The following is a 25,956-nucleotide window of genomic DNA, read 5'->3' as shown; positions in this document are numbered from 1 at the left end:
AACTTCATGCACGGAATGACAAGCCGGAACTGCTGTTTCGGGTCCACACTGGCTCTATTAGTCCGGGAGCGTGGTTCGTTTCCGATATTCACCACAACTCATTCGATTGGAGTTCTGTTGTCTGAAAAACAGACCGAGGTGTTGGCACGCAACCAGCTCGGAGTAAGTTCGATCGTCTTTCTCGTACTCGCTGCGGTGGCTCCAGTCACTGTGCTCATTGTTGTGCTCCCGCTCGCGATCGCGCACGGCAACGGCGGCGGTGTTCCCGTCGCGATCCTTATGGTCGCAGCGGCCCTGCTGCTCTTTGCGATCGGCTACGCACAGATCACTAAGGAGCTGACCAACGCTGGTGGCTTCTACGCGATCGCGGTGAAAGGCCTGGGCAAGACTGCGGGCCTCATCACTGGCATCATCGCCACGATCGGTTACAACGCCTTCGTGGCCGGCGCCCTTGGAACCATCGGCTTCTTCGCCGGCATGGTCGTCATGCCCGAACTCTTCGGTGAGGCGTTCACGCTCGATTGGTTCTGGACCGGTTTGGTGCTCTTCGTCATCGTTTACATGCTCGCCATCTCAGGTATTCATGTGAGCGCCGTCGTTTTGGGTGTCGCGCTCGTGCTCGAAATCATCATGGTCTTCGTGTTCGGCTTCTCCGTGCTCTTCCAGCAGGGCTTCAATTTTTCGGTGTTCGCGCCTGAAATCGTCATGGGCGGATCATTGTGGATCGGCCTGCTGCTCGCGGCCACCGCGTTCATCGGCTTCGAGGCAACGGCGCTCTTCGGTGAGGAAGCGAAGGATCCGCACAGGACCATTCCCAAAGCGACCTACGCGTCCATCATCATCATCGGTCTCATGCATGCGTTTGCCGCATGGGCGATCGTCAGCTCGATCGGTCCCGACATCGCGCAGGCGACGGCAATTGAGCATCTCGAGGCGGGCGACCTCACCCTGATGCTCATCGACAAGCATCTTGGGCCAGTTTTCGTCGTCATCGCCCTGGTGCTCGTCGTGGTCAGCCTCTTCGCCGCGCAGCTGGCATTCCACAACTCGGCCGGACGCTACCTCTACTCGCTCGGTCGCGCACGTGTGCTGCCGCGGTGGCTGGCTAAGACCAACTCGAAGGGAGCGCCGCAGCGCGCGCTGCTGACCAACCTGATTTTTGCATTAGTCATCGCGGCGATCTTCCGTTTCGCCTTCCCGGATCTGCCGTCGATCCTCACACTCGTTCCGGTGGGTCTCGGCTTCGCGACACTCTCGATCATCATCGTGCAGGCGATCGCCGCCCTTTCAGTCGTCGTCTACTTCCGCAAGAAGCGCGACCCGCGACTCTGGACGACCCTGATCGCACCGGCCATTGGCTTTATCGCGCTCGCGGTCTTCAGCGTCATGGCGATTGTTCAGTTCCCGCTCGTCGCAGGTTCCGAGGAGCCCTATGTGCTCGTGCTGCCGTGGATACTCGTGCTCGCTGTCGTCGGCGGCATCGTCTACGGCGCTTACCTCAAGTCTAAGAAGCCTGAAGTGTACGCAGGTCTCAGCGACGATCTTGAGAAGTTCGACGATTTGCTCGTCGAAGATGCGGACACTCTCAGGAAATAGCGCCGCCTCTCGATATCCAAAAGGGTGGATGCCCCTGACGCCACGTAGTGCGCGTCAGGGGCATCCACCCTTTTCGGGAAAGCTATCTGTCCGGCCAGTCCACCCCGCGTCAAGACAACGCGCGCGCAGGCCAAAGCCCTTGGTGCCCACGCACTCCCCCTCGCTAGCTGCCGGACGGCCCTCTTCAGTGTGCGGGCGCGAGGGAAGCCGGATATAAGTGAACCCGTGCGACCACTCTCCGTGGCTCCGACACTGGCTCGAGCCTGGCAGCCTGGCACTGATGTCTACCTGAAGGCCAACGTCGCTGAGCTCAACCGGCGCAACGGATTCGGCGCCGACGACGGTTGAAGACAACCTAACCGGGGCCTTAGGCCGGGGTTAAACGAAAGGGCCGGAGCAGCAGGCGTTGGGGGGAATCCTGCGGCTCCGGCTCTTCCACGCCCGGACCCAAGTCCGGCCGAGCCGGTGCGGGCCCCCGTTCCGAGCCCGACCGTTGACACGAGCTTATCCGGGTAGCGGCACAGCCGCGATGGGGAGAACTACCCATCGCGCCCTAAAACGATTACCTGAGGCGACCACTATGATGCTGGCGGCTATCGCTACAGGGCACACCATGCGACCCGCGGCCACCCCCTGACGCAGCCCGCGGACCGACCGACGCAGTCCCCCGCTCGGTCGGCACAGTCCCCCGGCCCAGTTCGCCCATCCCTCGCCGATTGGGCCGTGGGAGAGGATACTGGAGGCCGTGGGACTGTTGAGCGGGACGCCTTCCCCTTTTGTCGATCGGTCCGATGCGGCGCATCAATTGGCGGCCGAATTGGCTGATTACCGCGGGCGCGACGACGTAGTCGTACTGGGACTGGCCCGTGGCGGCGTTCCGGTGGCTGCTGTTCTGGCGAAAGAACTCGCCGTCGACCTCGATGCCCTCATTGTCCGCAAGTTGGGGATTCCCGACCAACCGGAGGTGGCCTTCGGCGCACTGGCCGCCCACGGCGGGCACACCGCCGTCGTTATGGTGGACCACATTGTGGCCGAGCTGCGCCGCCGCAACTACAGCGAGCAGCGCCTCCAAGCCGTCCAAGCCGCGGAAGGAGCCGAACTGCAGCGGCGCCAGGAGGCGTATCTTCACGGACGGACAACAGAGGTGGGCGGCCGCACCGCCATCCTGTGCGACGACGGTCTGGCAACCGGCGCCACCATGAAGGCCGCGATCAAGGCTGTTCGGCAGAGCAAGCCGCGCGCGATCGTCGTCGCCGTCCCGGTGGGGCCCCCGCAGACCTGCGCAGAACTGGAAAAACTGGCCGACGCCGTCGTCTGCCTACGTCAGCCGCGGGGCTTTCGAGCCGTCGGCGAGGCCTACCGGCACTTCAACCAGGTCAGCGACGACGAGGTACTGGCCGCGCTCCCACGGTAGCTGCTGCCTGCAGCCGAGACAGCAGCGGACCGCCGCCGGTAATGCACCGACGGCGGTCCGCGTAGCTGTCCTTGCAATCCCTACTGGGAGTCGCGCGCCTCAGGGTGCTGCTGCAGGTACTCCTGGTGCGCAACTTCCACCCGCAGGTTCTTGCCCTTCGTCTCCTTGACCGAAGTTACGGCCGCGAGCGAGATGACGCAGAGCACCATAATGTAGATTCCAATGGAGATGGTGCTTCCCGTCGCGCCCAGCAGCACTTCGGCGATCAACGGGGCAAACGCGCCGCCAAGAATCGCGCCGATGGCGTAGCCGATGGATACGCCGGAGTAGCGGACGTGGGCCGGGAACATCTCAGCGTAGAGAGCCGACTGCGGACCGTAGGACAGGCCCAGCCCGATGGTCAGGACGAACATCGCGATGCCCATCAGCACGATGCTCGCGGTGTCGATCAGCATGAACATCGGGATCTGCCACAGCAGGACCCAGACGTAGCCAATCTGGAAAGTCCGGATGCGTCCGATCTTGTCGGAGAGAATGCCCCCGTACATGGTGAAGATCAACCAGCCGAAGGCCGCCAGCGTGGTTGCCAGCAGCACGGACGGACGGTCCATGCCCAGGCCGCCATCCTCCACCGGCTTGGTGGCGTAGGAAGCGAAGAATGCGATCAGCAGGTAACCGGCCGCGTTGTTGGCAATGAAGATGAGCGCGGTCTGGATGACTTCTTTCCAGTTGTGCTTGAACAACTGGCCCAGCGGAGCGGCCGATTCCTTCTTGCGATCCTGCATCTCCTTGAACACCGGTGACTCATCCACCGAGCGGCGGATGAAGTAGCCGACGAGGATCAGCACGATCGAGAACAGGAACGGTACGCGCCAGCCCCAGCTCATAAAAGCTTCTTCTGTCAGCATGGTACTGAGCAGCCACATCACGCCGGTGGCAAGGATCATGCCGCACGGAACACCGATCTGCGGGTACGCACCGAAGAAGCCGCGCTTGTTGACCGGGGCATGTTCGACGGACATCAGGGCAGCGCCGCCCCATTCACCGCCGGCCGAGAAACCTTGCAGGATGCGCAGGAACACCAGCAGGATCGGAGCCCAGATGCCAATCTGGGCGTAGGTCGGCAGCACACCGATCAGCGCGGTGGCTGCGCCCATGAGCACCAGCGTGAAGACCAGCATCATCTTCCGGCCAAGACGGTCACCGAGGTGCCCGGCGACGATGGCGCCGAGAGGGCGGAACAGGAAGCTGATGCCCAGCGAGGCCCACGCAACGATTTGCGCCAGGCCAGAACTCTCCTGCGACAACGGGGCAAAGTACAGGGAGGCCAGCACCAATCCGGCGGCTTGGGCGTAGATGAAGAAGTCGTACCACTCAATGGTGGTGCCAACCAAGGTGCCGGCGAGCACTTTGCGCTCTTCGCGGCGTGTGGCCGGGCTGATGTTGCCTGCCAACTCTTCTGACGTGGACATATTATTCTCCGTTGTGTTCACAGAACGGTATTTACCGAACGGTCGGTAATGTGACCCCAGCCATACTACCGGACAGTGATAGGGGACACATAGTGTCGTCATATCAATTGGGTAACGTCGCTCCGCTCGCCATTGCATCCCCACTCGCCTCCGCCCGCAGAGTGCCGCCCGCCGCGAACGTTCTATAGTTGGACACTTCGTCCTGATATAGAACAATGGAAGATGTGAGGCGTTGCACAGCCCCGTGACTCCGTCTCCAACAAAGCGCGCTCCCCAGTTACTCTTCCTAGGATGGTCCGATGAGCCAGACTCCCACCAAGCCCGCCGCGGCGCACTCGCAGACCCTGTCGCGCGGCATAAGAGCGCTGGAGATCCTAGCCGAAGCACAGTCGCCGATGACCATCGCTGAGCTGTCCGAAGCTTTGGAAGTGCACCGCTCGATCGCCTACCGGATCCTGCGCACACTTGAAGACCATTCGCTGTTGATGCGGGATACGGCCGGACGTGTGCAGGCGGGGCCAGGGTTGGCCGCGCTGGCACGCGGTGTGTCGCGCGACCTGCAGTCGGCGGCGCTGCCGGAGCTGACCACGTTGGCGAACGACCTGATGATGACCGCTTTTATCGCTGTCTGGGATCAGCACGATTGCGTCACGCTGGTCACGGTGGAGCCGCGGCACACAACGGCGCTGGTCCAGCATCCGGGCACGCGTCATTCCTTCGCCGCCGGAGCGCCGGGAATCGCCATCCAGTCGGCGCTGACCCGGGAACAGTGGGAGCAGCATGCACCGGGAGAACAGATCCGGCCTGAAGCCCAACTGGCCAAGGAAACCGGCTATGCCGTCAGCCACGACGAGGTCATCCCGGGTGTCTCCTCTGTGGCGGTGCCAGTCTCCGTTCCCGGACAACTGCCGGCGGCTATATCTGTGGTCTACATCCGCACCGATACTCCCGACCGGGAGATCGCGGCGGCCCTGAAGCGCTCTGCTGCCACCATCGAGGCAGAACTGCGCTGATTTGCCTCAGCGCCGCCGGCGACTGACGACGGCGGCGGCAACCAGGCCGAGCACCAACAGCATGCCCGCCGCGCCAATCGAGACCAGGAAGGCGCCGGAATGCCCCGAGGTTTCGGCCAGTGCACCGGCGAACGCCGAACCCAACGCCGAGCCGAGGACAACGCCGCTGGCCAGCAGCGTCATGATCGTGCCAAGACGCTCGTCCGGAGCGACCACGCTGCCAATGCCGTAGATGGTGACCATGGTCGGCCCGACGGGCACGCCGACCAGAAGCAGCACGAAAATCATCGGCAGCACGTCTTCCGGCAGCAGCAGCAAGAAGCAGAATGCCGTCATCAAGGCAGCACAGACGACCCAGCGCCGGGCATGCGTCCACCGCGCCGGCCAATAGGCGACAGAGAGGGCGCCGAAGGCCGACGTCAGGCCCAGCAGAGCGTACAGCAGGCCCGCCGCGTCGGCCGCTCCGAAGGTGCCGCCGAAGGCGCTGAGTGCGTTCTGGGTTGCCCCGAAGAACGTGCCCATGGCCACCATGCCCAGCACCGGGATGGCGACCAACGGCCAGTTGATCCGCACCGGAGTGGCGGCCGCAGCCGCTTCCGGATGCGCCTTGACCAGTTCGGGTGTCACCGGGACCACCGTGCGGTAAGTGGGGTGCACAGCAAAAGCGGTAACCATGGTGACGGTCAGGGCGGCGGCGAGCACGAAGGGCAGCCATGGCGCAATCAGCGCGGCCAACAGCCCGACCAGCGCCGGCCCCAACACGAACGTCAGCTCATCCGCCGTGCTTTCGTAGGACAGCGCCGTGTCCAGCGCAGGCTTATCGCTGCGCGTCATCGCCATCCAGCGCACCCTGGCCAGCGAGCCCACCTGCGGGCACGTGGCCCCGACGAGGAACGAGGCCGCCAGCACGGCTGCGGCTCCGGCCCCGCTGGTCCCGATGTAAACGCACGTCAGCAGCAAGCCAATGGCACAGGTGTGCGCCGCAGCGGCGATCAGGAGAACCGGCCGTTGGCCCGCTCGGTCCGCCAGATAGCCGAACAACGGCGCCCCCGCGGCCGAACCGATGCCCACCGCACCGGCGGCAAAGCCACCCGAGGCGTAGGACCCGGTGGTCACGGTGACCAGGGTCAGGGCTCCGACCGTCAGCATCGCCAGTGGCAGCCGGGCCAGGAATCCGATGGCCAGGAAGGAAGCGCCCGCCAGCCGGGCCAGCCGGGCGTAGCGGCCGAAGGGATTGCGTCGCTTGCGCGGACCGGCGGGAGCGCCGGTCGCGGAGTGTTGCCGTGCGGGCGCGCCTGAATCAGGAGATATCATACGTTTTTCCGTTGGTTCGAACCGCGCATCGTCCCGCCTCCCGATGCGCACAACCCGGATAACGCAACTATCATACCGGTGTCACGCCACGCCGGTGAGTACCGTACGAACGGATGAGCCGTGGCGTCCCTTCGTGACTTGAAGTTGGGCGCCGATCCGCTGCTTCATTTCTGCCACATGGCTGACGAGGCCAATCACCCGGCCGCCGTCGCGCAGTCCCTCCAAGGCGTCCATGACCTGTTCGAGCGCCTGCTCATCAAGGCTGCCAAACCCCTCGTCGACGAAGAGCGTTTCAATGTCCACGCCGCCGGCTTCGGCCTGGACGACGTCGGCCAGGCCCAGAGCCAGCGCGAGCGAGGCCATGAAGGACTCACCACCGGAAAGCGTCGCCGTGTCGCGCCGCTGCCCGGTCCATTCGTCACTGACGTGCAACCCAAGTCCGGACTTCTTGTTGCCGGATTTGGAATCGTCGTGGACCAGGCTGTACCTGCCGTCAGTCATCGCGATCAGACGTTCGGACGCCGCGGCCGCGATCTGTTCCAACCGGGCGGCAAGGACATAAGTGGTCAGCGTCATTTTTCGCTCGTTCTCGCCCAATCCCCTGACCGTGTCCGCCACCGACTGCAGCAGCTCGTGCCGTGCGGCAATCGGCGCCAGTCGGATTTGCTCCTCCTCGAAACCCCGGCGGTACGCTGCCAGCTGTTCCTGCGACGCTGCCAGCACGCCGTGCCGCACCTGGTGCTCTCGAACCTTGCGGTCCAGGACATCGGCCTGATCGCGTGCCTCGTCCAATTCCCCGGCCCCCGGCAACGCCACTCCGTTCTCGAGGGCGGTGCGGGCGCGGATCACTGGTTCGGAGGACTCCAGCACCACCAACCGCTGCCCGGCTTCGATGTGGGCGGTGTGGCGCCGCTCCAGTTCCTGCTGCTGTGCCGGCGCCAGTAGCGACACCCGGACTTCTTCTTCCGTGGCGAAGTTGGATTGGTCGATCGCCGAGGCAAGCTCGGCTTCCGCCTGATCCAATGCGTTGCCGCAATGGCGGTGCTGCGCGAGGATCCGTAAGGCATCGGCCAGCAGCTGGTCCAGGCGGGACAAGGACGCCGCATGATCGTGCAGGCTGCCCCCATCAGGCAGCGCATCGTGCAGCTTCCGTTCCAGCTCGTCCGTGCGTTCCCTTCCGGCTTTGAGTTCGGAATCCGCGCTGGCCTTGGCCACGGCCAGGGCCGAGAGCTGCTGCCCGATCTCTTCAAGCTGCTGCGTCGTAGCGGCTGAATGTTCCTGCAACTCGCGACGCCGGTCCCGCACAGCCACGGCGTGGTCCAGGCTGGCTCGGGCAGTGGCCACGGCCGCAGCGGCTTCGGTGGCATCGGTCGCCCCGCCGCGGGAAACCAGGGCGGAAAGCTCCTGTTCCAGGTCGGCGCAGGCCTCGCGTGCCTCGGTGTAGAGTGCTTCCGCGGCCGCGTGTTCATCCCGGGCCGCGGCTTCCTGCTCGCGGGTGACCAGTCGGCCGGAGGCTGCCACTGCTGGTTGCGGGTGCTCGATCCCGCCGCACACTGGGCAGGATTCTCCCTTGGCAAGGGTGGCAGCGAGTTCGGCTGCGGCCTGGTCCAAGCGCTGTTCAAGCAGGGACAACCAGGCTTCCTTGCACGCGAGTTGCCGGGTGTGTGCTGCATCGCGGCGGGCGCGCGCCGCTTCTGTCTTGGCCCGACATGCGGCATGATCGGCCACCGCTTCCCGGACGTGCTGGGCTTGTTCAAGGCGCTCGGTGAGCAGGCCGATGTCCGGTGTCTCCGCCAGTGCGGCCAGTTGCTCCTGCAGGCTGCGGCCGGTTGCGGCGTGCTGTTCGCGGTCAGCGGCGGCAGCAGCCAGGTCCAGCGCCAACTGCTCCGCGCGTCGCTCGAACCGCTGCACCTCGGAACGGGCCGATTGCAACCGCTGCTCTTCGGGCAGCAGAGCCCGGATTCGCCCAAGTTCGGCAGCGAGCCGGCCCGCCGCTTCGTCGAGCACCGCCTGTCCGGCATGGTCGGGTTCCGGACGGCTGGGAACGAACGCCGGATAGAGCGGATGGGTCTCTGCCGCGTCGATCCGGTCCAAAAATTCCTTGGCGGCGCGTTCCATGGCGAGCGCGGCCTGGTCGCGATGGCGGATCGGCGATGCCAACAATTCCGCCGACCGGTGCGCCACCAGCGTGTCGACCAACGCGGCATGGCCGTCTGCGGCTTGGCGGTGCTCAACGGAGAGTTTCTCCAGCTCGGCCAGTGCCGCGCGGTCGGCGAGTGCCAGCTCGCGCCGCCCGATGGTTTCCCGCAGTCGGCCCAGGTCTTCCTGTCCGCGGGTGGCCGCGTGCTGGACCGAAGCGGCAGCGGAGGCAATTGACGACTCAAAGGCAGCGATCAAGTCCGCGGCAGCCAGCGGCTGGGTCGGCATGTCCTCGGCAGCCAGGTGCCGAGCCGCTTCCTCCGTTGCCCGTTCCACGAGTTGATCCGCTCCCGCGACGGCGGCCTGATAAGCCGAACGCGCCTTGGCCGCCTCGTCCGCGAGCGTTTGCTCCACCGCCTCGTAGCGGTCGGTTGCGAACAGCCGCTGCAGCAGCGGCCGGCGCTCTTTGGCGTCGGCCCGCAGGAATGCAGCAAAGTCGCCCTGCGGCAGCAGAACCACCTTGGTGAACTGTTCAAGGCTCATGCCCAGGACGGACAGCAGTTCGGCGGCGGCCTCGTCGTTGCGGCCGCTTTTCTGGACCCACGCGCCGTTCACCTTTTCGCGCAGCAGGGTGTGCGCCTGTTCCGTCACCGAACCGGACCTTGCCCGGGACGATGGACGCTCCCATTGCGGGTTGCGGGTCACTTCGAAGCGGCGGCCGCGCGCCGAAAATTCGCAGACGACTTCGGGTTCCGTCTCCGGCTCGGCGTGGTCGCTGCGCAACCGCTTGCCCTGCTGGCGCGCGCCGGGAACGGACCCGTACAGCGCAAAACAGATGGCGTCCAGGATGCTGGTCTTGCCGGCACCGGTCGGGCCGTTGAGCAGGAACAGTCCCTGCGAGCTGAGCTCGTCGAAGTCGATGGTTTCCCGGGCCGCGAAGGGCCCGAAGGCTTGTATTTCCAGCCGGTGGATCCTCATGCCGATACCTCCGCCGCCTGCACGGCCTGCAGCGCGTCTGCCAGCAGGGCCCGTTCGGCTTCGTCGGCCGGCCGCGAGCGCACGTGGTCCAGGAATCCACAGCAGACCTGCAGATCATCCTGGGCCTTGGCGATGCGCTGGCTGTAGCTCATGGTGTCCCGCCGCGGTCCGGAGGCTGGCTCAAAGCTCAGCACCAAGGTGTCCGGGAAACGTTCGCGCAGACGTTCCATGGCCTTCAACGGCCGTTCGTCGTCCGTGATGGTGATCTGGCAATAGGCATCTTGGGCCCAAGCGTGGTCTGCGGATTCCAGCAGGTCCCGCATGCTCCCCTTGAGCACGGCGAGCTTGCGCTGGGCGGGCCAAGAAACGTCTTCAACGGAGCTGAGCCCGCCCGCAGTGAACTCAAGAATGATGCCGCCCTTCTCATGCCCGGCCTCGGAGAAGGAATACGGCAGGGGCGAGCCGGAATAGCGCACGGTTTCGCTCAGCTTCTGCCGTCCGTGCAAGTGTCCCAGCGCCACATAGTCAAGACCGTCGAACAGGTCCAGCGGAACCGCTCCCACTCCCCCGATGCTCAGGTCCCGTTCGCTGTCCGAGCTGATACCCCCGCTGGCGAATGTGTGCGCCATGACGAGGGAATAAACGGGCCCACCTGCCTTCCGCTGTGCAAGGTCGGCACGGATGCGGCCTAGTGCCGACCGCGTCACTGCGGTATGGCTGGGAGCCGCAGCCCCAAGCTCTTCCGCGCACATCCGCGGTTCGAGATACGGAATTCCGTACACGGCCAAGGTGGCCCCGCCAAGGTCCAGCTCCACCGGGTCTGCGAGTTCGTCCAGCCGGGTGCGGACGTGGACGCCGCCGTGGGCCAGAATGCCGGATCCAAAACCCAACCGGGTGGCCGAATCGTGGTTGCCGCTGGTCATGATGACGGCGGCTCCGGCGGCACGGATGCGAGACAGCGCTTCGGAAAAGAGGTCGACAACATCCACGCCGGGCAAGGCACGGTCGTACACATCGCCGGCGATCAACACTGCATCGATGGCCTCGTCCCGCACGGTTTCCAGGAGCTGGTCGACGAATGCGCGCTGCGCCTCCAGCATCCCGACGCCATGGAATGAGCGGCCCAGATGCCAGTCCGACGTGTGCAATAACCTCATGCTTCAAAACTATCCGTCGGTCAGGACAGTTTCGGACAAGCGCAACGGCACGCCCCGAAATCGGGACGTGCCGTGGTGCTTGGAGCATTCGGTTATTCGGTGTCCGGGCGGGGCTGGTTCGGCTTGCGGTCAAAGAAATCGCGGGCTTCGGCCGCGCCCTGGTCGTCCGCAGGCGTCGGCTGGTCCGGCTGGTCGTCCACAGCGACGTCGGGAACATCACTCCTGCCGGCAGCCGTCCCGGCGACCGCGCCCTCCACAGGTGCGTCGGCAGACCCAACCGGAGCACCGCCGTCGTCCGTCTTCCTCCGCGATCCCGGCGCCATCTCGGCACTGCGGTACAGCAGCCCGGCGATCACGGCACCGAGCAGCGGAGCCACCCAGAACAGCCACAGTTCGCCCACCGCGCTGGGACCGGCGAAGTACACCGCGGCGGTGGAACGGGCAGGGTTCATGCCGGCATTGGAGATCGGCAGCATCACCGCGGTGAGCACGGCGACGGCCGTGCCGACGGCATAGGGTGCGCTGCGCAGCCGGTCGCGGGACGAGGTCGCGCCCAGGTAGACGGCCACCAGCAGGCCCGTCGCGATGGTTTCGGCCAGGAAAACGCCGGCCATCGAGAAGCCCAATTCATCGCCGCTGGCAAAGCCGTTGGCGATGGAAGCGAAGACGCTGGCCGACTGCGCGCCGGCGGGATGGCTGCCAATAATGACCCACAGCACCACGGCGGCCAGCGACATGCCGACCAGCTGCGCCAGGATATAGGGCAGAACCGACTTCCAGGCGGTGCGGCCGGCGAGCGCGCTGCCCAGCGTGATGGCCGGGTTGAATTGGCCGCCGGAGATGTAGCCGAAGGCGAGCATGCCGGCAATAACCGCAAAGCCGAAGCCGAAGGGAACGCCGAACGCGCCCTGCGGATTGAACATGCCGATCCCCAGCGCACCGAAAAACAGCAAGAACGAACCTGCCAGCTCGGCACCGATCCGGGCCGAGTAGCTGCGTCCTTCGCCGAGCCGGGGTGGGGCGGCGGGGACGGCCGGGGCCGGTGCCGCCGGGTGGGCTGCTGCCATGGATATTGTCCTTCTGCCGGGCCGGCGGGACGCCGGCGATTGACTCAAAACTACTCCACTCTGTCACCGGGTTCTGGGAGAACCCTGAACGCTTCCGGGGAAGCCCAGCCGGGCGAAATGTCCGAATGCACGCCTAAGCTGGTAGTCGTGACTACCGACGCCCCGCTTCCCGCTTCCCGGTCCGATGCCCCCACTGCCCACGTTGTACCTGACTACGCCTCGCGGGTGCGCGGCTGTCTTCTGGGCGGCGCGCTGGGAGACCAGCTGGGAGCAGCCGTTGAATTCGACTCCTTCGACGAGATCGCCGGACGAGTCGGGGCCGACGGTCTGCGCGACTTCTCGCAGCTGCCGGAGCCGGGGCATTTCGGCGACGACACGCAGCTGACGCTGTACACGCTGGACGGATTGACCGAGGCCCTGGAGTGGGCCAACGCCGGCACCGCCGCGGACGAAGCCGCCTGCCTGTGGCTCGCCTACCTCCGCTGGTACGCCACACAGGAAGGCCGCTTGCCGGAGAACGCGCCGGCGCCGCAGCCGCGCTGGATCGACGGCCAGTCCGTCCTGCACGCGCGGCGCGCTCCGGCCGAGGCCTGCCTGTCCGGACTGGCCACCGGCGAGATGGGAACCCGGTCCCGTCCGGTCAACCCGGACGCTTCAGACGGCAGCACGGTGACACGCTCCGCGCCCTTCGGACTGCTGCCGTTCGTCGAGGACCAGACCGTCCAGCGGCTGGCGACCGACGGCTCTGCCCTCACCCACGGCCATCCGGCGGCACACCGCAGCGCGGCCACCGTGGCGACGTTGATCCGGCTGCTGGTGCATGAACAAGCCACGCTGCCGGGTGCCGCCGTGGCCATGCTGGCCCGCACCGAGCAGGATGCCGGAGCCGCCGAACTGGCCGGCCGGCTGCGCGCCGCCGTCGAGCTCTCCGCCCGCGGTCCGGTGGCACCGGCCGCCCTGACCGCGGCACTCGGCACAGGCAGGGAGGCCGAGGAAGCTCTCTCCATCGCCCTGTACGCGGTGCTGGCTACTGCGGACAGCACGACGCCGGAACAACACTTCCGCAGGGGCGTCGCCGCGGCGATCAATCACGACGGCGACAGCGACGCGACCGGCAGTCTCGCCGGTAACCTTTTGGGCGCCCGTTACGGCGAAGCTGCTTTGCCCGCCGAATGGCTTGCCGCGCTGGAGGGACCGGAAGTCATCCTCGGCATGGCCAAGCGCTTCCTGGCCCAGACGCAGGGTTAAGGCATGCGCCACGACAGCCACCCGGCGGTCCTGTACCGGCAGGACGGCAAGACGATCATTGTGACCGGCGCCAGTGCCGGACTTGGCTATTTCGCAAGCGAGCAGCTGGCCGCGGCCGGAGCCACGGTAGTGATGGCCGCACGGAATGAGGCCCGCGGCCGCGCTGCCATGGAAGCCGTCCGGAGCCAGGTGCCCGGAGCAGACGTGCGCTTCCAGCAGCTCGATCTGGCTAGCCTGGACTCGGTCCGGCAAGCCGCGGAGGAACTGGCCGGCCTTGGACGGATCGACGCCCTGCTGGCCAATGCTGGCGTGATCGGCTCCCAGGAGCTGCAATTCACCCCAGACGGCTTCGAGCTGCAGTTCGGCACCAACCACCTGGGCCACTTCGCACTGATCGCCAGGCTGATGCCTGCACTGACCCTCAGCCACAGCCGCGTGGTTCATGTGGGCAGCATCAGCCACCGCTGGGTACGCCCGGACTTCCGCCGCGCAGCACTGCCGGCGAAGTACTCCAGCTACCGGTCCTACGCCTTGTCCAAGCTCGCGGTGATGAGTTTCGGGTTTGAGCTGGCCCGCCGGCTGGAAGCGGCGGATTCGAAGGCCTCGTCCGTGGTGGCGCATCCGGGTTACGCCCGGAGGTACTTCACGCCCGACCGGCCCGGCCTCCAGCTCTCACAACCGGCCAGTCGCTGGCAGCGGCGTCTGTACGGCCTGGTGGCGCAGGGCAAGGATGCTGGAGCGTGGCCGCTGGTACAGGCGACGGCTGGCGACGGCGTCCGAAACGGCGACTATTGGGGGCCCGACGGACGCTTCCAACTGACCGGGAACCCCGCCGTCGTTGCGCCGGAGCGAAATGCCCGCGAGCGCAACGCTGCCTCCCGGCTGATCGACCTGTCCGAAGAGCTCACCGGGGTCCGCCTGCGGCTCTGACGCCGGGCGCTACCAGTCAGGCGCTGTGTGCGGGACGCATTCGGTCAGGCGCTGTGTGCGGGCCAGCGTCCGCCGATCATCTGCAGGAACTCGCCCTCGGATAGCACCTCGATCTGCTGGCCCTTGCCATGCAGCTGCAGCACCTTGTGCGCCTTGGCCGTCACCCGGCCGCTCTTGAGGTCGGAGGCGACGAAGCCGTCTCCGACCACCAGCACCGTGGTTTTGCGGGTCACGTTGCTGGCCGGTCGCGCACCCAGTTCCGCGGCGCGGTTCTTAGCCTCTTGGCGGGAGAGGCCCAGGTTACCGGTGAAGACCACGGTCTGGCCGTAGAGCGGGTGGGAGTCGTCGGCGTCCTGGTTCGGCTCCGGATTGCTGCCCTCGTCCGGCCAGTAGGTCCAGGCGGAAGACGGTGCCGCACCACCGGCAGACCCCAGCTCCTGGCGTTCCAGCGCCGTCCGCGTGGGTTTCGAGACAGCTGCTGTTCCGTGGATGTACGCCTCAAGGCGTGTGGTGCGCATCTGCATAGCTGTCAGCAGGTCCGGAATGCTTCCGGCCGTGTTCCGGCTGGCAATGTCGATCATGATGCCGGCGCAGGCCCGTGCGTCCGCCACGGCGTCGTGGTGGTTCAGCAACGGCACGCCGGCGGCTTCTGCCACGAACGGGAGCGAATAGGACACCAGCGAATAGCTGCGTCGCGACAGGATGACTGTGCAGGCGTAGTCGTACGCCGGGCCGGAAAGTTCAGAGACTTCCAGTGCCGACCGGATAACCCCCATGTCGAAAGCGGCGTTGTGGGCGACCAGCATGTCGGTGCCGATGAAATCTGCCATGTCGGCGAACAGTTCCCCGAAGCGGGGCTTTGCCGCAACCATTCCTGCGGTAATGCCGTGGATCTGGACATTCCGCGGATCGAATTGGTCAAAGCCTTCCGGCGGGCGCATCAGCCACGAGGCTTCCTCGATGATCCGGCCGCCACGGACCTTGCTTAAGCCGACGGAGCATGGCGAGCCCCTGAACCCGTTTGCCGTCTCGAAATCGATCGCCGTGAAGTCAATTGCCACGGATCAACCCTAAGTGACGGCCAGGACAGTTCCGGCCCACCAACACGCAGCACGGCGGCTCCCGCTTGGTATGCGGGAGCCGCCGTGCTGCTGATGATGTGAGCGCTGATCAGGGCTTAGATCAGGGGGTCGCGCGACGCAGGGTCAGGTAGGACCCACCGGCGAGAACCGCGCAGAACAGCGCCGCCCAGGCGGAAACACTCAGCGGTGTCTGGCCCACGAACCACTGCCCCACCAGCGGCCACCAGCCTTGCCAGCTGGTCAAGCCCAGCAGGCCGATCAGGACCACGGCGATGGCGATCCATGTGAGCAACATCCCGGTGGCCTGCCAGCGCTTGTAGATGGTGGCAAACCAGAAACCGATCATGAATAGCGCCACCATGGCGATGAAGTAGAACAGGATCTGTACCACCGCATGCTCATTGGCGATCCAGTCCAGGGCATACAGCTGTCCGTTGAACCCCCAGCCATTGGTGGCAACTTCCACCAGGCCCAGCAGGTAGTAGAGCACGCTGATGACCAGGGCCACGGTGGCGAATAGTCCCACGGTGCCGATGTAGAAGGTCCTCCGGCTCACGCTCATGGCCTGTGAAAACGGGAACGTGAGGGTCAGTGACTGGATGCCCAGCGCCATGAAGTACCACATCACCGCCTGCGAGGCGCCGGAGTAGAACGTCTCGCCGCTGGCCGGAATCATCGCCCAGATGGCGAGGGTTATCAGGAAGGCGGACACCATGATGATGGCGGGGATCCCCAGGAAGGTCCACTTGTTGATCAGCTGCATGCGCGCAACGTTGACGACGCGGTTCATTTAAGGACCTCCAGTTCGGAATCGGTATCGACGACAGCATCGGTTGCTGCCATGGTCTTGCGCACCACCAACTGCTGGAGCGAGACCGGTGCCAGCTCCAGACCAAGTTCGGCTGCTTCGGCACGCTCGGCATTCGTCATCCGGCCTTCGACGGTCCACGAAGCCAGCGAGCCCAGCGACTCGCGGTGCAGCACCTCGCGGCCGGCCGCGAACGACTGGACCGCGGATGCGTTGCCCGCAACGGTGACGGCCGTGCCGCGGATCGCCTCGGCGTCGTCATCCATGATGATCCGGCCGCGGTCGATCAGGACCACGTGCTCCAGCAGGTTCGCCACTTCATCGATCAAGTGCGAGGAAAGGATGATGGTCCGCGGGTGCGCGGCAAAGTCCTCGACCAGCCGGTCGTAGAAGATCTGCCGGGCCACGGCGTCCAGCCCCAGATATGGTTCGTCGAAGAACGTGATTTCCGCGCGGGACGCCAGCCCGATGATCACGCCGACGGCGGAGAGCTGGCCACGTGAGAGCTTCTTGATCCGCCGATTGAGCGGCAGCTGGAATTCCTCGACCAACTGGTCGGCGAAAGCTTGGTCCCATTGCTTGAAAAACAAGGAGGCGGATTTGAAAGCCTGCCGCGCGTTGAAGTCGTCGGGGTACTTCTGCGATTCACGGATAAAGCAGATCCGGGACAGCACGCCGTCGTTCTCATAGGGGCGCTGTCCGAAGACCAGCGCTTCACCGCTGGTCTGGAAGCCCTGGCCGGTAAGCACCGACATCAGGGTGGTCTTGCCGGCACCGTTTCGGCCCAGCAGGCCGTAGATCCGGTTGCCTTCCAGGCGGAGGCTAACCTCGTCCAGCGCCTTGGCATCGCGGTAGGTCTTGGTCACCTGCCGCAGTTCTATGGCGGCGGGTGTGGTCGGGTTATTCATCGGGACACGCTTCCCTCTGTCATGTCGCTGGTGGACTCGGTGCGGTGGAGCATTTCTGTCAGCTGTGCGGTGCTGATGCCCAGTTTTCGTGCCTCCCGGGTCATCGGCTGGACGTACTCCCTGAAGAAGTCGTCGCGCCTTTGGGCTAATAGCCGGGAGCGGGCGCCGGCTGCAACGAACATGCCGATCCCCCTCTTCTTGTACAAAATCCCGTCATCCACCAAGCGGTTCACGCCCTTCGCTGCAGTGGCGGGATTGATCCGGTAGAAAGCGGCGAACTCATTCGTGGACGGCACCTGGCTTTCTTCGACCAGTGCCCCGTCCACGATGTCGTTCTCGATGAGCTCCGCAATCTGCAGGAAGATCGGCCTTGAATCGTCGATCACAGCCGCTCCTTCCAGGGACCCCGCACCGGCAATTCGGTGAAGGGGTTAGTTACTGATGTAACTAACCATACAACCTCGGAGGCACTTGTCAAGCAGACGTTGTGGCTATGGGAACGGACGTATGAGAGTCCGCGAGGGAACGGCAACTTCGGCGGACGCTCCACCGCGGCGAAGGTGCACTGCCGGGTAGCGAGCCACGGCAGTTTCAGACGAGCGCGGCCGGCGTGCGGGCGGGCCTGAAACGCCGGAGACGTCCATGACGAGCGGTTCACTTCCGGCAGCGTTGACCGGGCTTCAGCACGGGCAAGTGCCCGGACGACGGCGGGCTGCAGCCTACGGACCGTCTAGATTGCGGTGTGTGGGGAAGCTACGCTCTGCGCCGCGACGGCGGGCGAAAGTCGCTCAGTGCAGTTCGGAACGGTGCATCGAACTCAGCGGCTGAGCAGCAGGACAACTTCGAACCGCAGTAGGAATCCAGGGGCGACCGGTCAGCGGGCCGGGGTACTAGCTCCGGCGGTTCCGGATCTTACGCAACCTCGTGGTGACCCAGTAGAGCACCGCAAGAACGACGACGACGATGACGATCTTTTGGAAGATGCCCGCGTATTGTTCCACGATGTGCCAGTTCTCCCCTAGGTAGAATCCGGCAAACACGAAGATGGAGTTCCAGATCAGGCTGCCGGCGCTGGTCAGCAGCAGGAACTTGGCCACCGGCATGCGTTCAATTCCGGCGGGGATGGAGATCAGGCTTCGGAAAATGGGGATCATCCGCCCGAAGAACACAGCCTTGTAGCCATGTCGGTTGAACCAGGCCTCGACCTTATCCACGTCCTCCAGATCGATCAGCGGAAGCTTTGCGGCGATGGCCCGCATTCGCCTCCGGCCCAGCCACGCCCCCAGACCGTACAGCGCCCAGGCACCGAAGACCGAGCCCAGCGTGGTCCAGATCAGTGCCTCGATGAGGCTGAAACTGCCGCGGCTCGCAGTGAAGCCAGCCAGCGGAAGCACCACTTCACTGGGCAGCGGCGGAAAAAGGTTCTCCAGTGCAATGGCCAGTCCGGCGCCAGGGGCACCAATGGTCTCCATCAGGCCGACAGCCCAGTCGGCTACACCGGTGAGTGCACTGGTATCGCCGGAGGTTTGTGCGGGGATGTGGGCTGACAGGGAGGAAAGGCTCATCATGGTCATCGCTTACAAGTTTGCCTCACCGAACCCGATAGTCCGAACCGGACTCGGCTTCACCGCTAACGCAAAGGCGGTCGGAAGCTGTCGCCGTGACCAGCATCAGACCAGATCGATGGTGCGCCGGGTGTGGGGACTACGGCGGCGTTTCAGCCCTGCGCGTCGGCGGCACTTTGCCAACTATAGGCGCGCGTGGCGCCGGGGGTCGGCCACGCGTCTGGCGTCAGCGTCCCCCGCTCGTCCAGCCCGATCTCCTTCGGCCTGGACTCCTGGACTCCTGCCTCCTGGCGGCCATCCATACCTTCCGGCGCGCCGGTGTCACCGAGGTGCATCTAAGCAGGAAAGAGCGACACGGCCATTTGGTGGCTTGGGACATGAACGAGCCGATGCCAGAACAAGCGCGTAGCTGGGTTGCTTGGCTGGCCGGATGCGGGCGCGTCCTAGCGCAGTGCCGCCACCAGGTGCGGCAGCAGTGCGCGGAACGCTTGGCCGCGGTGGCTGATGGCGTTCTTTTCCTCCGGCTGCAGTTCCGCGCAACTGCGGTCCATGCCGTCTGGCTGCAGGATCGGGTCGTAGCCGAACCCTCCGGAGCCGCGGGGTTCGGTCAGGAGGACGCCGGCCAGGCGGCCCTCTTCGACGGCTTCCAGCCGCGGCGACACCATACTGGCGGCGCAGACGAATGCGGCACCGCGGTGCTCGGGCGCTATGTCGGCCAGTTGGGCCAAGAGGAGGCGGAGGTTGGCCTCGTCGTCGCCGTGTTTACCGGCCCAGCGTGCGGAGAAGATCCCGGGGGCACCGCCGAGCACGTCCACGGCCAAGCCCGAGTCGTCGGCCACCGCCACAAGGCCGGTGGCCTCGGCCACCGCGCGCGCCTTCAACAGGGAATTTTCCGCGAAGGTCAGGCCGGTTTCTGGGACGTCGGGCGCACCGGCTGCAGCCGCGTCGATCACCTGAGTGTCCACGTCGAGTCCAGGAATCTGGCCGCGCAGCAGTTCGCGCAATTCGCGCAGCTTGCCTTGGTTATGGGTGGCCAGGACCAGACGCGGTTCCCCGTCAGCCACGGATGACTTCTCCCAGCGTCTCCAAGAGCGTGTCGCGCTGGATCTGCGAGAGCTGGGCAGTGCCGGCCAGGGCCAGGTCCAGCAGGGCGTCGAGCTCTGCACGGTCGAACGGTGCGCCTTCGGCGGTGCCCTGGACTTCCACGAACTGGCCGGACCCGGTCACCACCACGTTCATGTCGGTTTCCGCGCGAACGTCTTCGACATAAGGCAGGTCCAGCATGGGCACGCCGTCGATAATTCCCACGCTCACGGCGGCCACGGTGTCGGTCAGGGGCCGGGCCGAACGGGCAATCAGTTTCTGCTCTTTGGCCCAATGCAGCGAATCGGCGAGGGCCACAAAGGCGCCGGTGATGGCCGCGGTGCGGGTCCCGCCGTCGGCCTGCAGCACGTCGCAGTCCAGCACGATGGTGTTCTCCCCCAGTGCCTTGGTGTCGATTACCGAGCGAAGCGAACGGCCGATCAGCCGGGAAATTTCGTGCGTGCGGCCGCCAATCTTGCCCTTGACGGATTCGCGGTCGGAACGGGTGTTGGTGGCCCGGGGAAGCATGGCGTATTCGGCGGTGACCCAGCCACGTCCCTCGCCCTTGAGCCAGCGCGGCACGCCGACAGTCAGCGAGGCGGTGCACAGCACCCGGGTGTTGCCGAATTCAATCAGCGCGGAGCCTTCGGCCTGGTTGGACCAGCCACGGGTGATGCTGATCGGGCGCAGCTGGTCCGGCGTCCGGCCGTCGGCTCGGGCAGTGACGGCGGGCAGGGCGGAGCTGGAATCAACATCAGTCATGGCACCAGCCTATCGGCTCGCGCCGACCGCCGCGGTTCAGGCTGGGAGGCGCAGGCTGTGAGTCTCAGGCCGCGAGTCAGACGATGTAGCTGACGCCGGCCACGGCCACGGCCAAATCGCCCTGGTAGGTTTCGCGGGCCTCGTTGACGGTGCGCACGGAATCGTTCCAGACCGGCAGGTGGGTCAGCAGCAGCCGCCGGACCTGGGCTTCGGTGGCGGCCGCTCCGGCCCGCTTCCCGGTGAGGTGCACGCCGTCGACCGCGTCGTCGCGGCCTTCGTGGAAGGCTGCTTCGCAGAGGAACATGTCCGCGCCGGTGGCTGCTTCAACCAACTCGGGGCAGCTGTCGGTGTCACCGGAATAGGCCAGCACCCGCGTCACCGGCCCGTCGGGGGTGGGTTCGGTCGCCTCGACGCGGATGGCGTAGGCCTCTTCCACCGGATGGCGTACCGGGTAGGGAGTGATGGTGAACGGGCCCAGCTTCACCGGTTCCCGTTCCGACCAGTGGTGGAAGTCGAATTCCTCGGTCATGCCGGGATCCAACTCGAGTCCGTAGGCCGTGGCCATCCGATCAGCGGTGGCCGCCGGTCCCCACACGGGAATGCGGCCCTTGGCCCAGCCGCCGGGATTCCAGCGCACGGCCACATGGAGTCCGCACAGGTCCATGCAGTGGTCCGGGTGCAGGTGGCTCAAGAAGATCGCGTCGATATCCTCCAGCTCCATGTAGCGCTGTGCGGTGCCCAGGGCGCCGTTGCCCAGGTCCAGCAGGATCCGCCAGATGCGTTCGCCGTCGTCAGCACTCACCAAATAGCACGATGCCGGGGACTGCGGCCCCGGGAACGAGCCGCTGCAGCCGATGATGGTCAGGTTCATGCCCGCTCCCCCTGGTTGGGCTGCCGTGCCGCGCCGGCAAACGGCGAGATCCTGGGTGCCGACGCCGCGCCGGTGCGCGCAGCGGCAACCATCTCCGGAGTAATGCGGGCCATGCTGCCGGTGGGATAGTGTGCGGCCACGTGGTCGACGTGCTCCACGTCAATGACCTCCGGCCCCAGGAACCGGCGGGCCAGCACCTCGAAGGACGCGGCATCGCCGGTGGCAACGAAGTGGTGCTGGCCTGGTGTTCCTTCCGGCCGGAGCAGGTCGTGGGAGACCAGTGAGCGGTAGACGTCCTTGGCGGTCTCTTCCGCGCTGGACACCAGCGTGACGCCGTCGCCCATGACATAGGAGATGACGCCGGTCAGCAACGGATAGTGCGTGCAACCGAGCACCAGGGTGTCAACGTCCGCACGCTTGAGCGGCTCCAGGTACTCTTCGGCGGTGGACAGCAAGTCCTGCCCAGCGGTGACGCCGGCTTCCACATATTCCACGAAACGCGGACAGGCCACCGAGGTCACGTCGAGGTGGGGCGCTGCGGCGAAGGTGTCCTCGTAGGCCCGGGAGCCTACGGTGGCCGATGTGCCGATCACGCCGATCCGGCCGCTGCGGGTGGAGGCGACGGCGCGGCGGACCGCCGGCTGGATCACCTCGATCACCGGGATGCCGTAGCGGGCGGTGTAACGCTCCCGGGCGTCGCGCAGCACGGCGGCGGAGGCCGAGTTGCACGCAATGACCAAGAGCTTCACGCCGGCGTCGACCAGTTCATCCATCACGCCCAGCGCATTCGCACGCACCTCGGCGATCGGCAGCGGGCCGTAGGGGCCGTTCGCGGTGTCGCCCACGTACAGAATGGACTCGTTCGGCAGCTGGTCGATCACCGCGCGGGCAACAGTCAGCCCGCCCACTCCGGAATCGAAGATACCGATCGGAGCTGCGGGTTGGATCAACATCTTCGGTGTCACTGCCTTTCCGGGCTCATATTGACTAGAGGATAAGACCTCGGTGGCCGGTTGGGCGAACTTCTGCCCGGCTTCTGTAAGCCATCTCACAGCCCTGCCGGGGGCGAGGGACGTCCTCCGCTGCGCTACGGAGCGTTAGCGCTCGTCGCCGCGATGGCGTTCCAATCCGTCCAGCAGCGCCTGCATCAGCGTTTCCTGAAGCCAGGTCATGAAGTTGTAGACCAGCGCCAGGTAGGTCTCCAGGTCCTCGGCCTGGGACCAATCGTCGATCTCATGCAGCGCCTGCGCGTCTTCATCCGTGTGGATGTCCAACCGCTCGGCCAGCACCAGCCGGACGTCATTGACGGCGCGCGCGAACAGCCGGGCCTGCTCATCGGTCAGTTGCATGGGCGTGTGCTCCAGCAGCAGTGCGCTGGCGCGCAGCGCACCGAGCTTGTCCTCGCGCAGTGAGCGCTCGGTGAGCCTGCGGAACTCCAGCGCCTCGCCGTCGTCGTGCTGTACCGCGTCCGGGAGCAGCCGCAGCAGGGCTGCATCCTGGGGCTTGGCGGCGTCGAGGTCCAGGCCCACCATCGCCGCCAGCGGATCCTCGTCCTTCCGGTCGATCTCCAGCATGGCGATCACGTCACCGAACAGCTTGCTGATCAGGTCCCGCTCGGCCGGCTCCAGAAACCCGGTAATCCCCTTGCGCGTGCGCTTGAATGCCTTGGCCATCTACGCCTGGTCCGCCTTCTGGTAGGTGGCCCACAGGCCGAACGAATGCATCGCCACCGTGTCCCGCTCGGCCTGCTCTCGGCTTCCCGTGGCCACCACGGATTTGCCCAGTTGGTGCACTTCGAGCATCAGCTTGTGCGCTTTGGCCTCCGAGTAGCCGAAGTAGCTCTGGAAGACATAGCTGACGTAGCTCATCAGGTTGACCGGATCGTTCCACACGATGACGACCCACGGGACGTCTTTGGCCGTGAGTTCAGACGATTCCGTGCGGCGGGATGTCTCGATATCCGCGTCCAGCACGGTTGTGCAGGAGGGAAGCATGCTCACGGTCATGACTTCCATTGTAGGCAGGCGTCGCTTCAGGGCCTGCCAGCGGCCCTGAAGTACTCAGACGGCGAACACAGGATTAGAGTCGAGGATGTGAACACTGCAGCCGGCTGGAGACACCCCAGCACCTCCCTGTACACCGACCACTATGAGCTGACCATGCTCCAGGCCGCCTTGCATTCCGGGGCAGCCCAACGGCGCTCCGTCTTCGAGGCCTTCGCCCGGCGGCTGCCCGAGGGGCGCCGGTACGGAGTGGTGGCCGGCACCGGCCGGATCTTGGAGGGCATCGAGCACTTCACCTTCTCGGAGGACCAGCTCGACTTCCTGGCCCGCACGGACGTGGTGGACGCGAAGACCATCGACTGGCTGGCCGATTTCCGTTTTTCCGGCGACATCTACGGCTATGCCGAGGGCGAGGCCTACTTCCCCTATTCGCCGATCCTGATTGTGGAATCAAGCTTCGCCGAAGCGTGCGTGCTGGAGACGTTCGTCCTGTCCGTGCTGAACCACGACAGCGCCATCGCTTCGGCAGCTTCCCGGATGACCGGCGCGGCCGGCGGTCGCCCCTGCATCGAGATGGGGTCCCGGCGCACGCACGAGGAGTCCGCCGTCGCGGCAGCCCGCGCCGCGGTGATTGGCGGCTTCTGGAGCACCTCCAATCTGGAAGCCGGCTACCGGTACGGCGTCAAGACGGTGGGCACGGCCGCCCATTCCTTCACCTTGCTGCATGACAGCGAGCAGAAGGCGTTCGAAGCGCAGCTGGCTTCGCTGGGCGTGGGGACCACCCTGCTGGCGGACACGTACGACGTCGAGACCGCCGTCCGTACGGCCGTGGACTTGGCAGGTCCCGAGTTGGGCGGCGTGCGGCTGGATTCGGGGGACCTGATTGCCCAGGCACAATGGGTGCGCAAGTTGCTGGATGATCTGGGCAACCACCACACCCGCATCACCGTCACCTCCGACCTGGACGAATATGCCATCGCCGCACTCGCCTCGGCCCCGGTGGACTCCTACGGCGTCGGCACCGAGCTGGTCACCGGGTCCGGCGCGCCGACTGCCAGCATGGTCTACAAGCTGGTCAGCCGCGAGGGCCCGGACGGCGAGCAGGTCTCGGTGGCGAAGGCCTCGAAGAACAAGATTTCCGTGGGCGGCCGAAAGTACGCTCTGCGCCGGCTCAACCAGCGGGGCGCCGCCACTGCCGAAGTGATCGGCATCGGCCATCGGCCGTTCGACGACGGCAACGACCGGCCGCTGTTGCAGCAATTTGTCACCAACGGCAAACTGGCGGATGGCTGGACCGGCGACGAAGCCGTCCGCCGCGCCGCTGAACGCCACGCCGCCTCCATGGCCGAGCTGCCCGGCGCCGTACACCGGCTGCAGCGCGGCGAGGCCGCCATTCCCACCGAGTTTGAGGAGCAGCCATGACCCGGGCACTGATCATCGTCGACGTCCAGAACGACTTCTGCGAAGGAGGCGCCTTGGCGGTCGACGGCGGCGCGAAGACTGCCGCCGACATCAGCGAGCATTTGGACACCCGGCCGGACGACTACGACGTCGTGGTGGCGACCCAGGACTGGCACGTGGATCCGGGCAGCCATTTCTCCGACGAACCGGACTTCGTGGACAGCTGGCCGCGGCACTGCGTGGCAGGCACGCGCGGGGCCGACCTGCACCCCGATCTGGACACCGACCGGATCGACGCCTACTTCCGCAAAGGCCAGTTCGACGCCGGCTACTCCGGTTTCGACGGCCTGCTGGCACCGGCTGACGAAGTAGCCACGGGTGAGCGCGAGGGCGACGAGGAAGAAGAAGACACCGAGATGCCCAGCCTGGACGACTGGCTGCAGGAGCACGAGGTGGATGAAGTCGTGGTTGCCGGGCTGGCGACCGACTACTGCGTCCGGCAGACCGCCCTCGACGCCGTACAGGCCGGCTACGCCACGTCAGTGAACCTGACGCTGTCGGCGGGAATCAACGACGAGCGAGTCGAGAAGACGCTGGCCGAATTCAGCGACAACGGCATCGACGTCATCAAGTAGGGCCTGCGCCGGAATCGCACGCGGCTTAGACACCGCGCTCGTTCCTCGCGCGGCGATGCGCCGCTTAGCGATTCCGGCCTCCGGCCCCTTCGGTGATCGACCAAAGGCCCTTGCGCCTGCGTGGAGATCCCATCCCCGGCCCGGTGATCGACCAAAGGCGCTTGCGCCTGCGTGGAGATCCTGTCTGGGCGGAGATCCGCCTATTTCATGTTGCTCTTGAGATCGTTCAGGCGTCCCTCGATAAGCGCGATGCGTTTGGCACGGCTCCAGTTCTGAACCTGCTTCTCCCATACAAACGCGTCTTCTACGCGGGTGAATTCCTCGCAGTAGACAAGACGAACCGGTCGGCGGCGCGCCGTATAGGCAGCGCCTTCACCGGAACCGTGCTCGCTGAGCCGCCGTTCAAGATCCCATGTACTCCCGACGTAGAAGCTGCGGTCCGCGCACTGCAGGATGTACATGTAAGGCATGCTGCCTCCTGTCCGGAGGAACCAGTGTGCCAAAGAGCGA

Annotated in this window: 24 protein-coding genes; 7 read left to right on the top strand and 17 right to left on the bottom strand. The window is 65.7% G+C overall.

Annotated elements, in window-relative coordinates; all coding sequences use genetic code 11:
- The first annotated feature begins 117 nt into the window (after positions 1–117).
- Together MNQ99_RS07875 and MNQ99_RS07870 are read left to right on the top strand one after the other, a co-directional pair.
- Positions 118–1,596 carry an APC family permease gene (locus MNQ99_RS07875; protein ID WP_241915034.1) on the top strand — a complete coding sequence of 493 codons (1,479 nt, stop codon included), beginning with the start codon at positions 118–120 and terminating at the stop codon, positions 1,594–1,596.
- Between the two features lie 745 nt (positions 1,597–2,341).
- Positions 2,342–3,010 (top strand): phosphoribosyltransferase, encoded by a 669-nt coding sequence (locus MNQ99_RS07870; RefSeq protein WP_241915033.1) that lies wholly within the window; start codon positions 2,342–2,344, stop codon positions 3,008–3,010.
- An 80-nt stretch (positions 3,011–3,090) separates the two neighbouring features.
- Here MNQ99_RS07870 and MNQ99_RS07865 read toward each other — a convergent pair whose 3' ends face one another.
- Positions 3,091–4,482: an MFS transporter gene (locus MNQ99_RS07865; protein WP_127511492.1), complete on the bottom strand. Its 1,392-nt coding sequence runs from the start codon at positions 4,480–4,482 to the stop codon at positions 3,091–3,093.
- Positions 4,483–4,781: 299 nt separating this feature from the next.
- Here MNQ99_RS07865 and MNQ99_RS07860 point away from each other — a divergent pair, with 299 nt between their 5' ends.
- Complete coding sequence (locus tag MNQ99_RS07860; RefSeq protein ID WP_241915032.1) at positions 4,782–5,495, top strand: IclR family transcriptional regulator; 714 nt, start codon at positions 4,782–4,784, stop codon at positions 5,493–5,495.
- A 6-nt stretch (positions 5,496–5,501) separates the two neighbouring features.
- Here MNQ99_RS07860 and MNQ99_RS07855 read toward each other — a convergent pair whose 3' ends face one another.
- The 4 genes from MNQ99_RS07855 to MNQ99_RS07840 all read right to left on the bottom strand — a co-directional run bounded on the left by MNQ99_RS07855 (position 5,502) and on the right by MNQ99_RS07840 (position 12,150).
- Positions 5,502–6,809, bottom strand: coding sequence for an MFS transporter (locus MNQ99_RS07855; RefSeq protein ID WP_241915031.1), 1,308 nt, complete (start codon positions 6,807–6,809; stop codon positions 5,502–5,504).
- An 81-nt stretch (positions 6,810–6,890) separates the two neighbouring features.
- Positions 6,891–9,926: an AAA family ATPase gene (locus MNQ99_RS07850; RefSeq protein ID WP_241915030.1), complete on the bottom strand. Its 3,036-nt coding sequence runs from the start codon at positions 9,924–9,926 to the stop codon at positions 6,891–6,893.
- Positions 9,923–11,083, bottom strand: coding sequence for an exonuclease SbcCD subunit D (locus tag MNQ99_RS07845; RefSeq protein ID WP_241915029.1), 1,161 nt, complete (start codon positions 11,081–11,083; stop codon positions 9,923–9,925). The genes MNQ99_RS07850 and MNQ99_RS07845 overlap by 4 nt, the downstream gene beginning before the upstream one ends.
- 92 nt (positions 11,084–11,175) lie before the next feature.
- Entirely contained in the window at positions 11,176–12,150 is a 975-nt protein-coding gene (locus MNQ99_RS07840; protein ID WP_241915028.1) for an MIP/aquaporin family protein, read from the bottom strand.
- Positions 12,151–12,297: 147 nt separating this feature from the next.
- On the opposite strand from MNQ99_RS07840, the gene MNQ99_RS07835 reads away from it, so the two are divergent.
- Positions 12,298–13,398 (top strand): ADP-ribosylglycohydrolase family protein, encoded by a 1,101-nt coding sequence (locus tag MNQ99_RS07835; protein ID WP_241915027.1) that lies wholly within the window; start codon positions 12,298–12,300, stop codon positions 13,396–13,398.
- 3 nt (positions 13,399–13,401) lie between these two features.
- A complete protein-coding gene (locus tag MNQ99_RS07830; protein ID WP_241915026.1) occupies positions 13,402–14,328 on the top strand; it encodes an SDR family NAD(P)-dependent oxidoreductase in 927 nt (308 codons plus the stop codon).
- Between the two features lie 44 nt (positions 14,329–14,372).
- On the opposite strand, the gene MNQ99_RS07825 is transcribed toward MNQ99_RS07830, so the two are convergent.
- From MNQ99_RS07825 to clpS, 11 genes are all read right to left on the bottom strand, one after another.
- On the bottom strand, positions 14,373–15,389 hold the full coding sequence (locus MNQ99_RS07825) for a 3'-5' exonuclease (protein WP_241915025.1): 1,017 nt from the start codon (positions 15,387–15,389) through the stop codon (positions 14,373–14,375).
- 121 nt (positions 15,390–15,510) lie between these two features.
- Positions 15,511–16,200: a hypothetical protein gene (locus MNQ99_RS07820; RefSeq protein ID WP_241915024.1), complete on the bottom strand. Its 690-nt coding sequence runs from the start codon at positions 16,198–16,200 to the stop codon at positions 15,511–15,513.
- The gene (locus MNQ99_RS07815; RefSeq protein ID WP_127511482.1) at positions 16,197–17,126 is read right to left on the bottom strand and encodes an ABC transporter ATP-binding protein; all 930 of its coding nucleotides are present in this window, start codon (positions 17,124–17,126) and stop codon (positions 16,197–16,199) included. The genes MNQ99_RS07820 and MNQ99_RS07815 overlap by 4 nt, the downstream gene beginning before the upstream one ends.
- Complete coding sequence (locus MNQ99_RS07810) at positions 17,123–17,512, bottom strand: GntR family transcriptional regulator (RefSeq protein WP_241915023.1); 390 nt, start codon at positions 17,510–17,512, stop codon at positions 17,123–17,125. Before MNQ99_RS07810 ends, MNQ99_RS07815 begins: the two co-directional genes overlap by 4 nt.
- Before the next feature lie 504 nt (positions 17,513–18,016).
- On the bottom strand, positions 18,017–18,691 hold the full coding sequence (locus MNQ99_RS07805; RefSeq protein WP_422387522.1) for a DedA family protein: 675 nt from the start codon (positions 18,689–18,691) through the stop codon (positions 18,017–18,019).
- A 443-nt stretch (positions 18,692–19,134) separates the two neighbouring features.
- Positions 19,135–19,755: an RdgB/HAM1 family non-canonical purine NTP pyrophosphatase gene (rdgB, locus tag MNQ99_RS07800; RefSeq protein WP_241915021.1), complete on the bottom strand. Its 621-nt coding sequence runs from the start codon at positions 19,753–19,755 to the stop codon at positions 19,135–19,137.
- Entirely contained in the window at positions 19,748–20,536 is a 789-nt protein-coding gene (rph, locus tag MNQ99_RS07795; protein WP_241915020.1) for a ribonuclease PH, read from the bottom strand. Before rph ends, rdgB begins: the two co-directional genes overlap by 8 nt.
- A 76-nt stretch (positions 20,537–20,612) precedes the next feature.
- Positions 20,613–21,407, bottom strand: coding sequence for an MBL fold metallo-hydrolase (locus tag MNQ99_RS07790; protein ID WP_127511478.1), 795 nt, complete (start codon positions 21,405–21,407; stop codon positions 20,613–20,615).
- Entirely contained in the window at positions 21,404–22,360 is a 957-nt protein-coding gene (gene murI, locus MNQ99_RS07785) for a glutamate racemase (protein WP_241915019.1), read from the bottom strand. The genes MNQ99_RS07790 and murI overlap by 4 nt, the downstream gene beginning before the upstream one ends.
- Before the next feature lie 144 nt (positions 22,361–22,504).
- Complete coding sequence (locus MNQ99_RS07780; RefSeq protein ID WP_127511476.1) at positions 22,505–23,080, bottom strand: DUF2017 domain-containing protein; 576 nt, start codon at positions 23,078–23,080, stop codon at positions 22,505–22,507.
- Entirely contained in the window at positions 23,081–23,413 is a 333-nt protein-coding gene (clpS, locus tag MNQ99_RS07775) for an ATP-dependent Clp protease adapter ClpS (protein ID WP_414958557.1), read from the bottom strand. It lies immediately after the preceding gene.
- Between the two features lie 87 nt (positions 23,414–23,500).
- Between clpS and MNQ99_RS07770 the strand changes: the two genes are divergently transcribed.
- Complete coding sequence (locus tag MNQ99_RS07770; RefSeq protein WP_241915018.1) at positions 23,501–24,832, top strand: nicotinate phosphoribosyltransferase; 1,332 nt, start codon at positions 23,501–23,503, stop codon at positions 24,830–24,832.
- Complete coding sequence (locus tag MNQ99_RS07765) at positions 24,829–25,446, top strand: isochorismatase family protein (RefSeq protein WP_127511474.1); 618 nt, start codon at positions 24,829–24,831, stop codon at positions 25,444–25,446. The genes MNQ99_RS07770 and MNQ99_RS07765 overlap by 4 nt, the downstream gene beginning before the upstream one ends.
- A 200-nt stretch (positions 25,447–25,646) precedes the next feature.
- Here MNQ99_RS07765 and MNQ99_RS07760 read toward each other — a convergent pair whose 3' ends face one another.
- Positions 25,647–25,916, bottom strand: a complete 270-nt coding sequence (locus MNQ99_RS07760) for a GIY-YIG nuclease family protein (RefSeq protein WP_241915017.1) — start codon at positions 25,914–25,916, stop codon at positions 25,647–25,649.
- Positions 25,917–25,956 lie beyond the last annotated feature (40 nt).

Origin of the sequence: Arthrobacter sulfonylureivorans, assembly GCF_022637435.1 — a bacterium.
Classification (GTDB): Bacteria; Actinomycetota; Actinomycetes; order Actinomycetales; family Micrococcaceae; genus Crystallibacter; species Crystallibacter sulfonylureivorans.
Note: the sequence above shows the minus strand (reverse complement) of the source record. Positions and strands in the feature narration are given on the sequence as shown.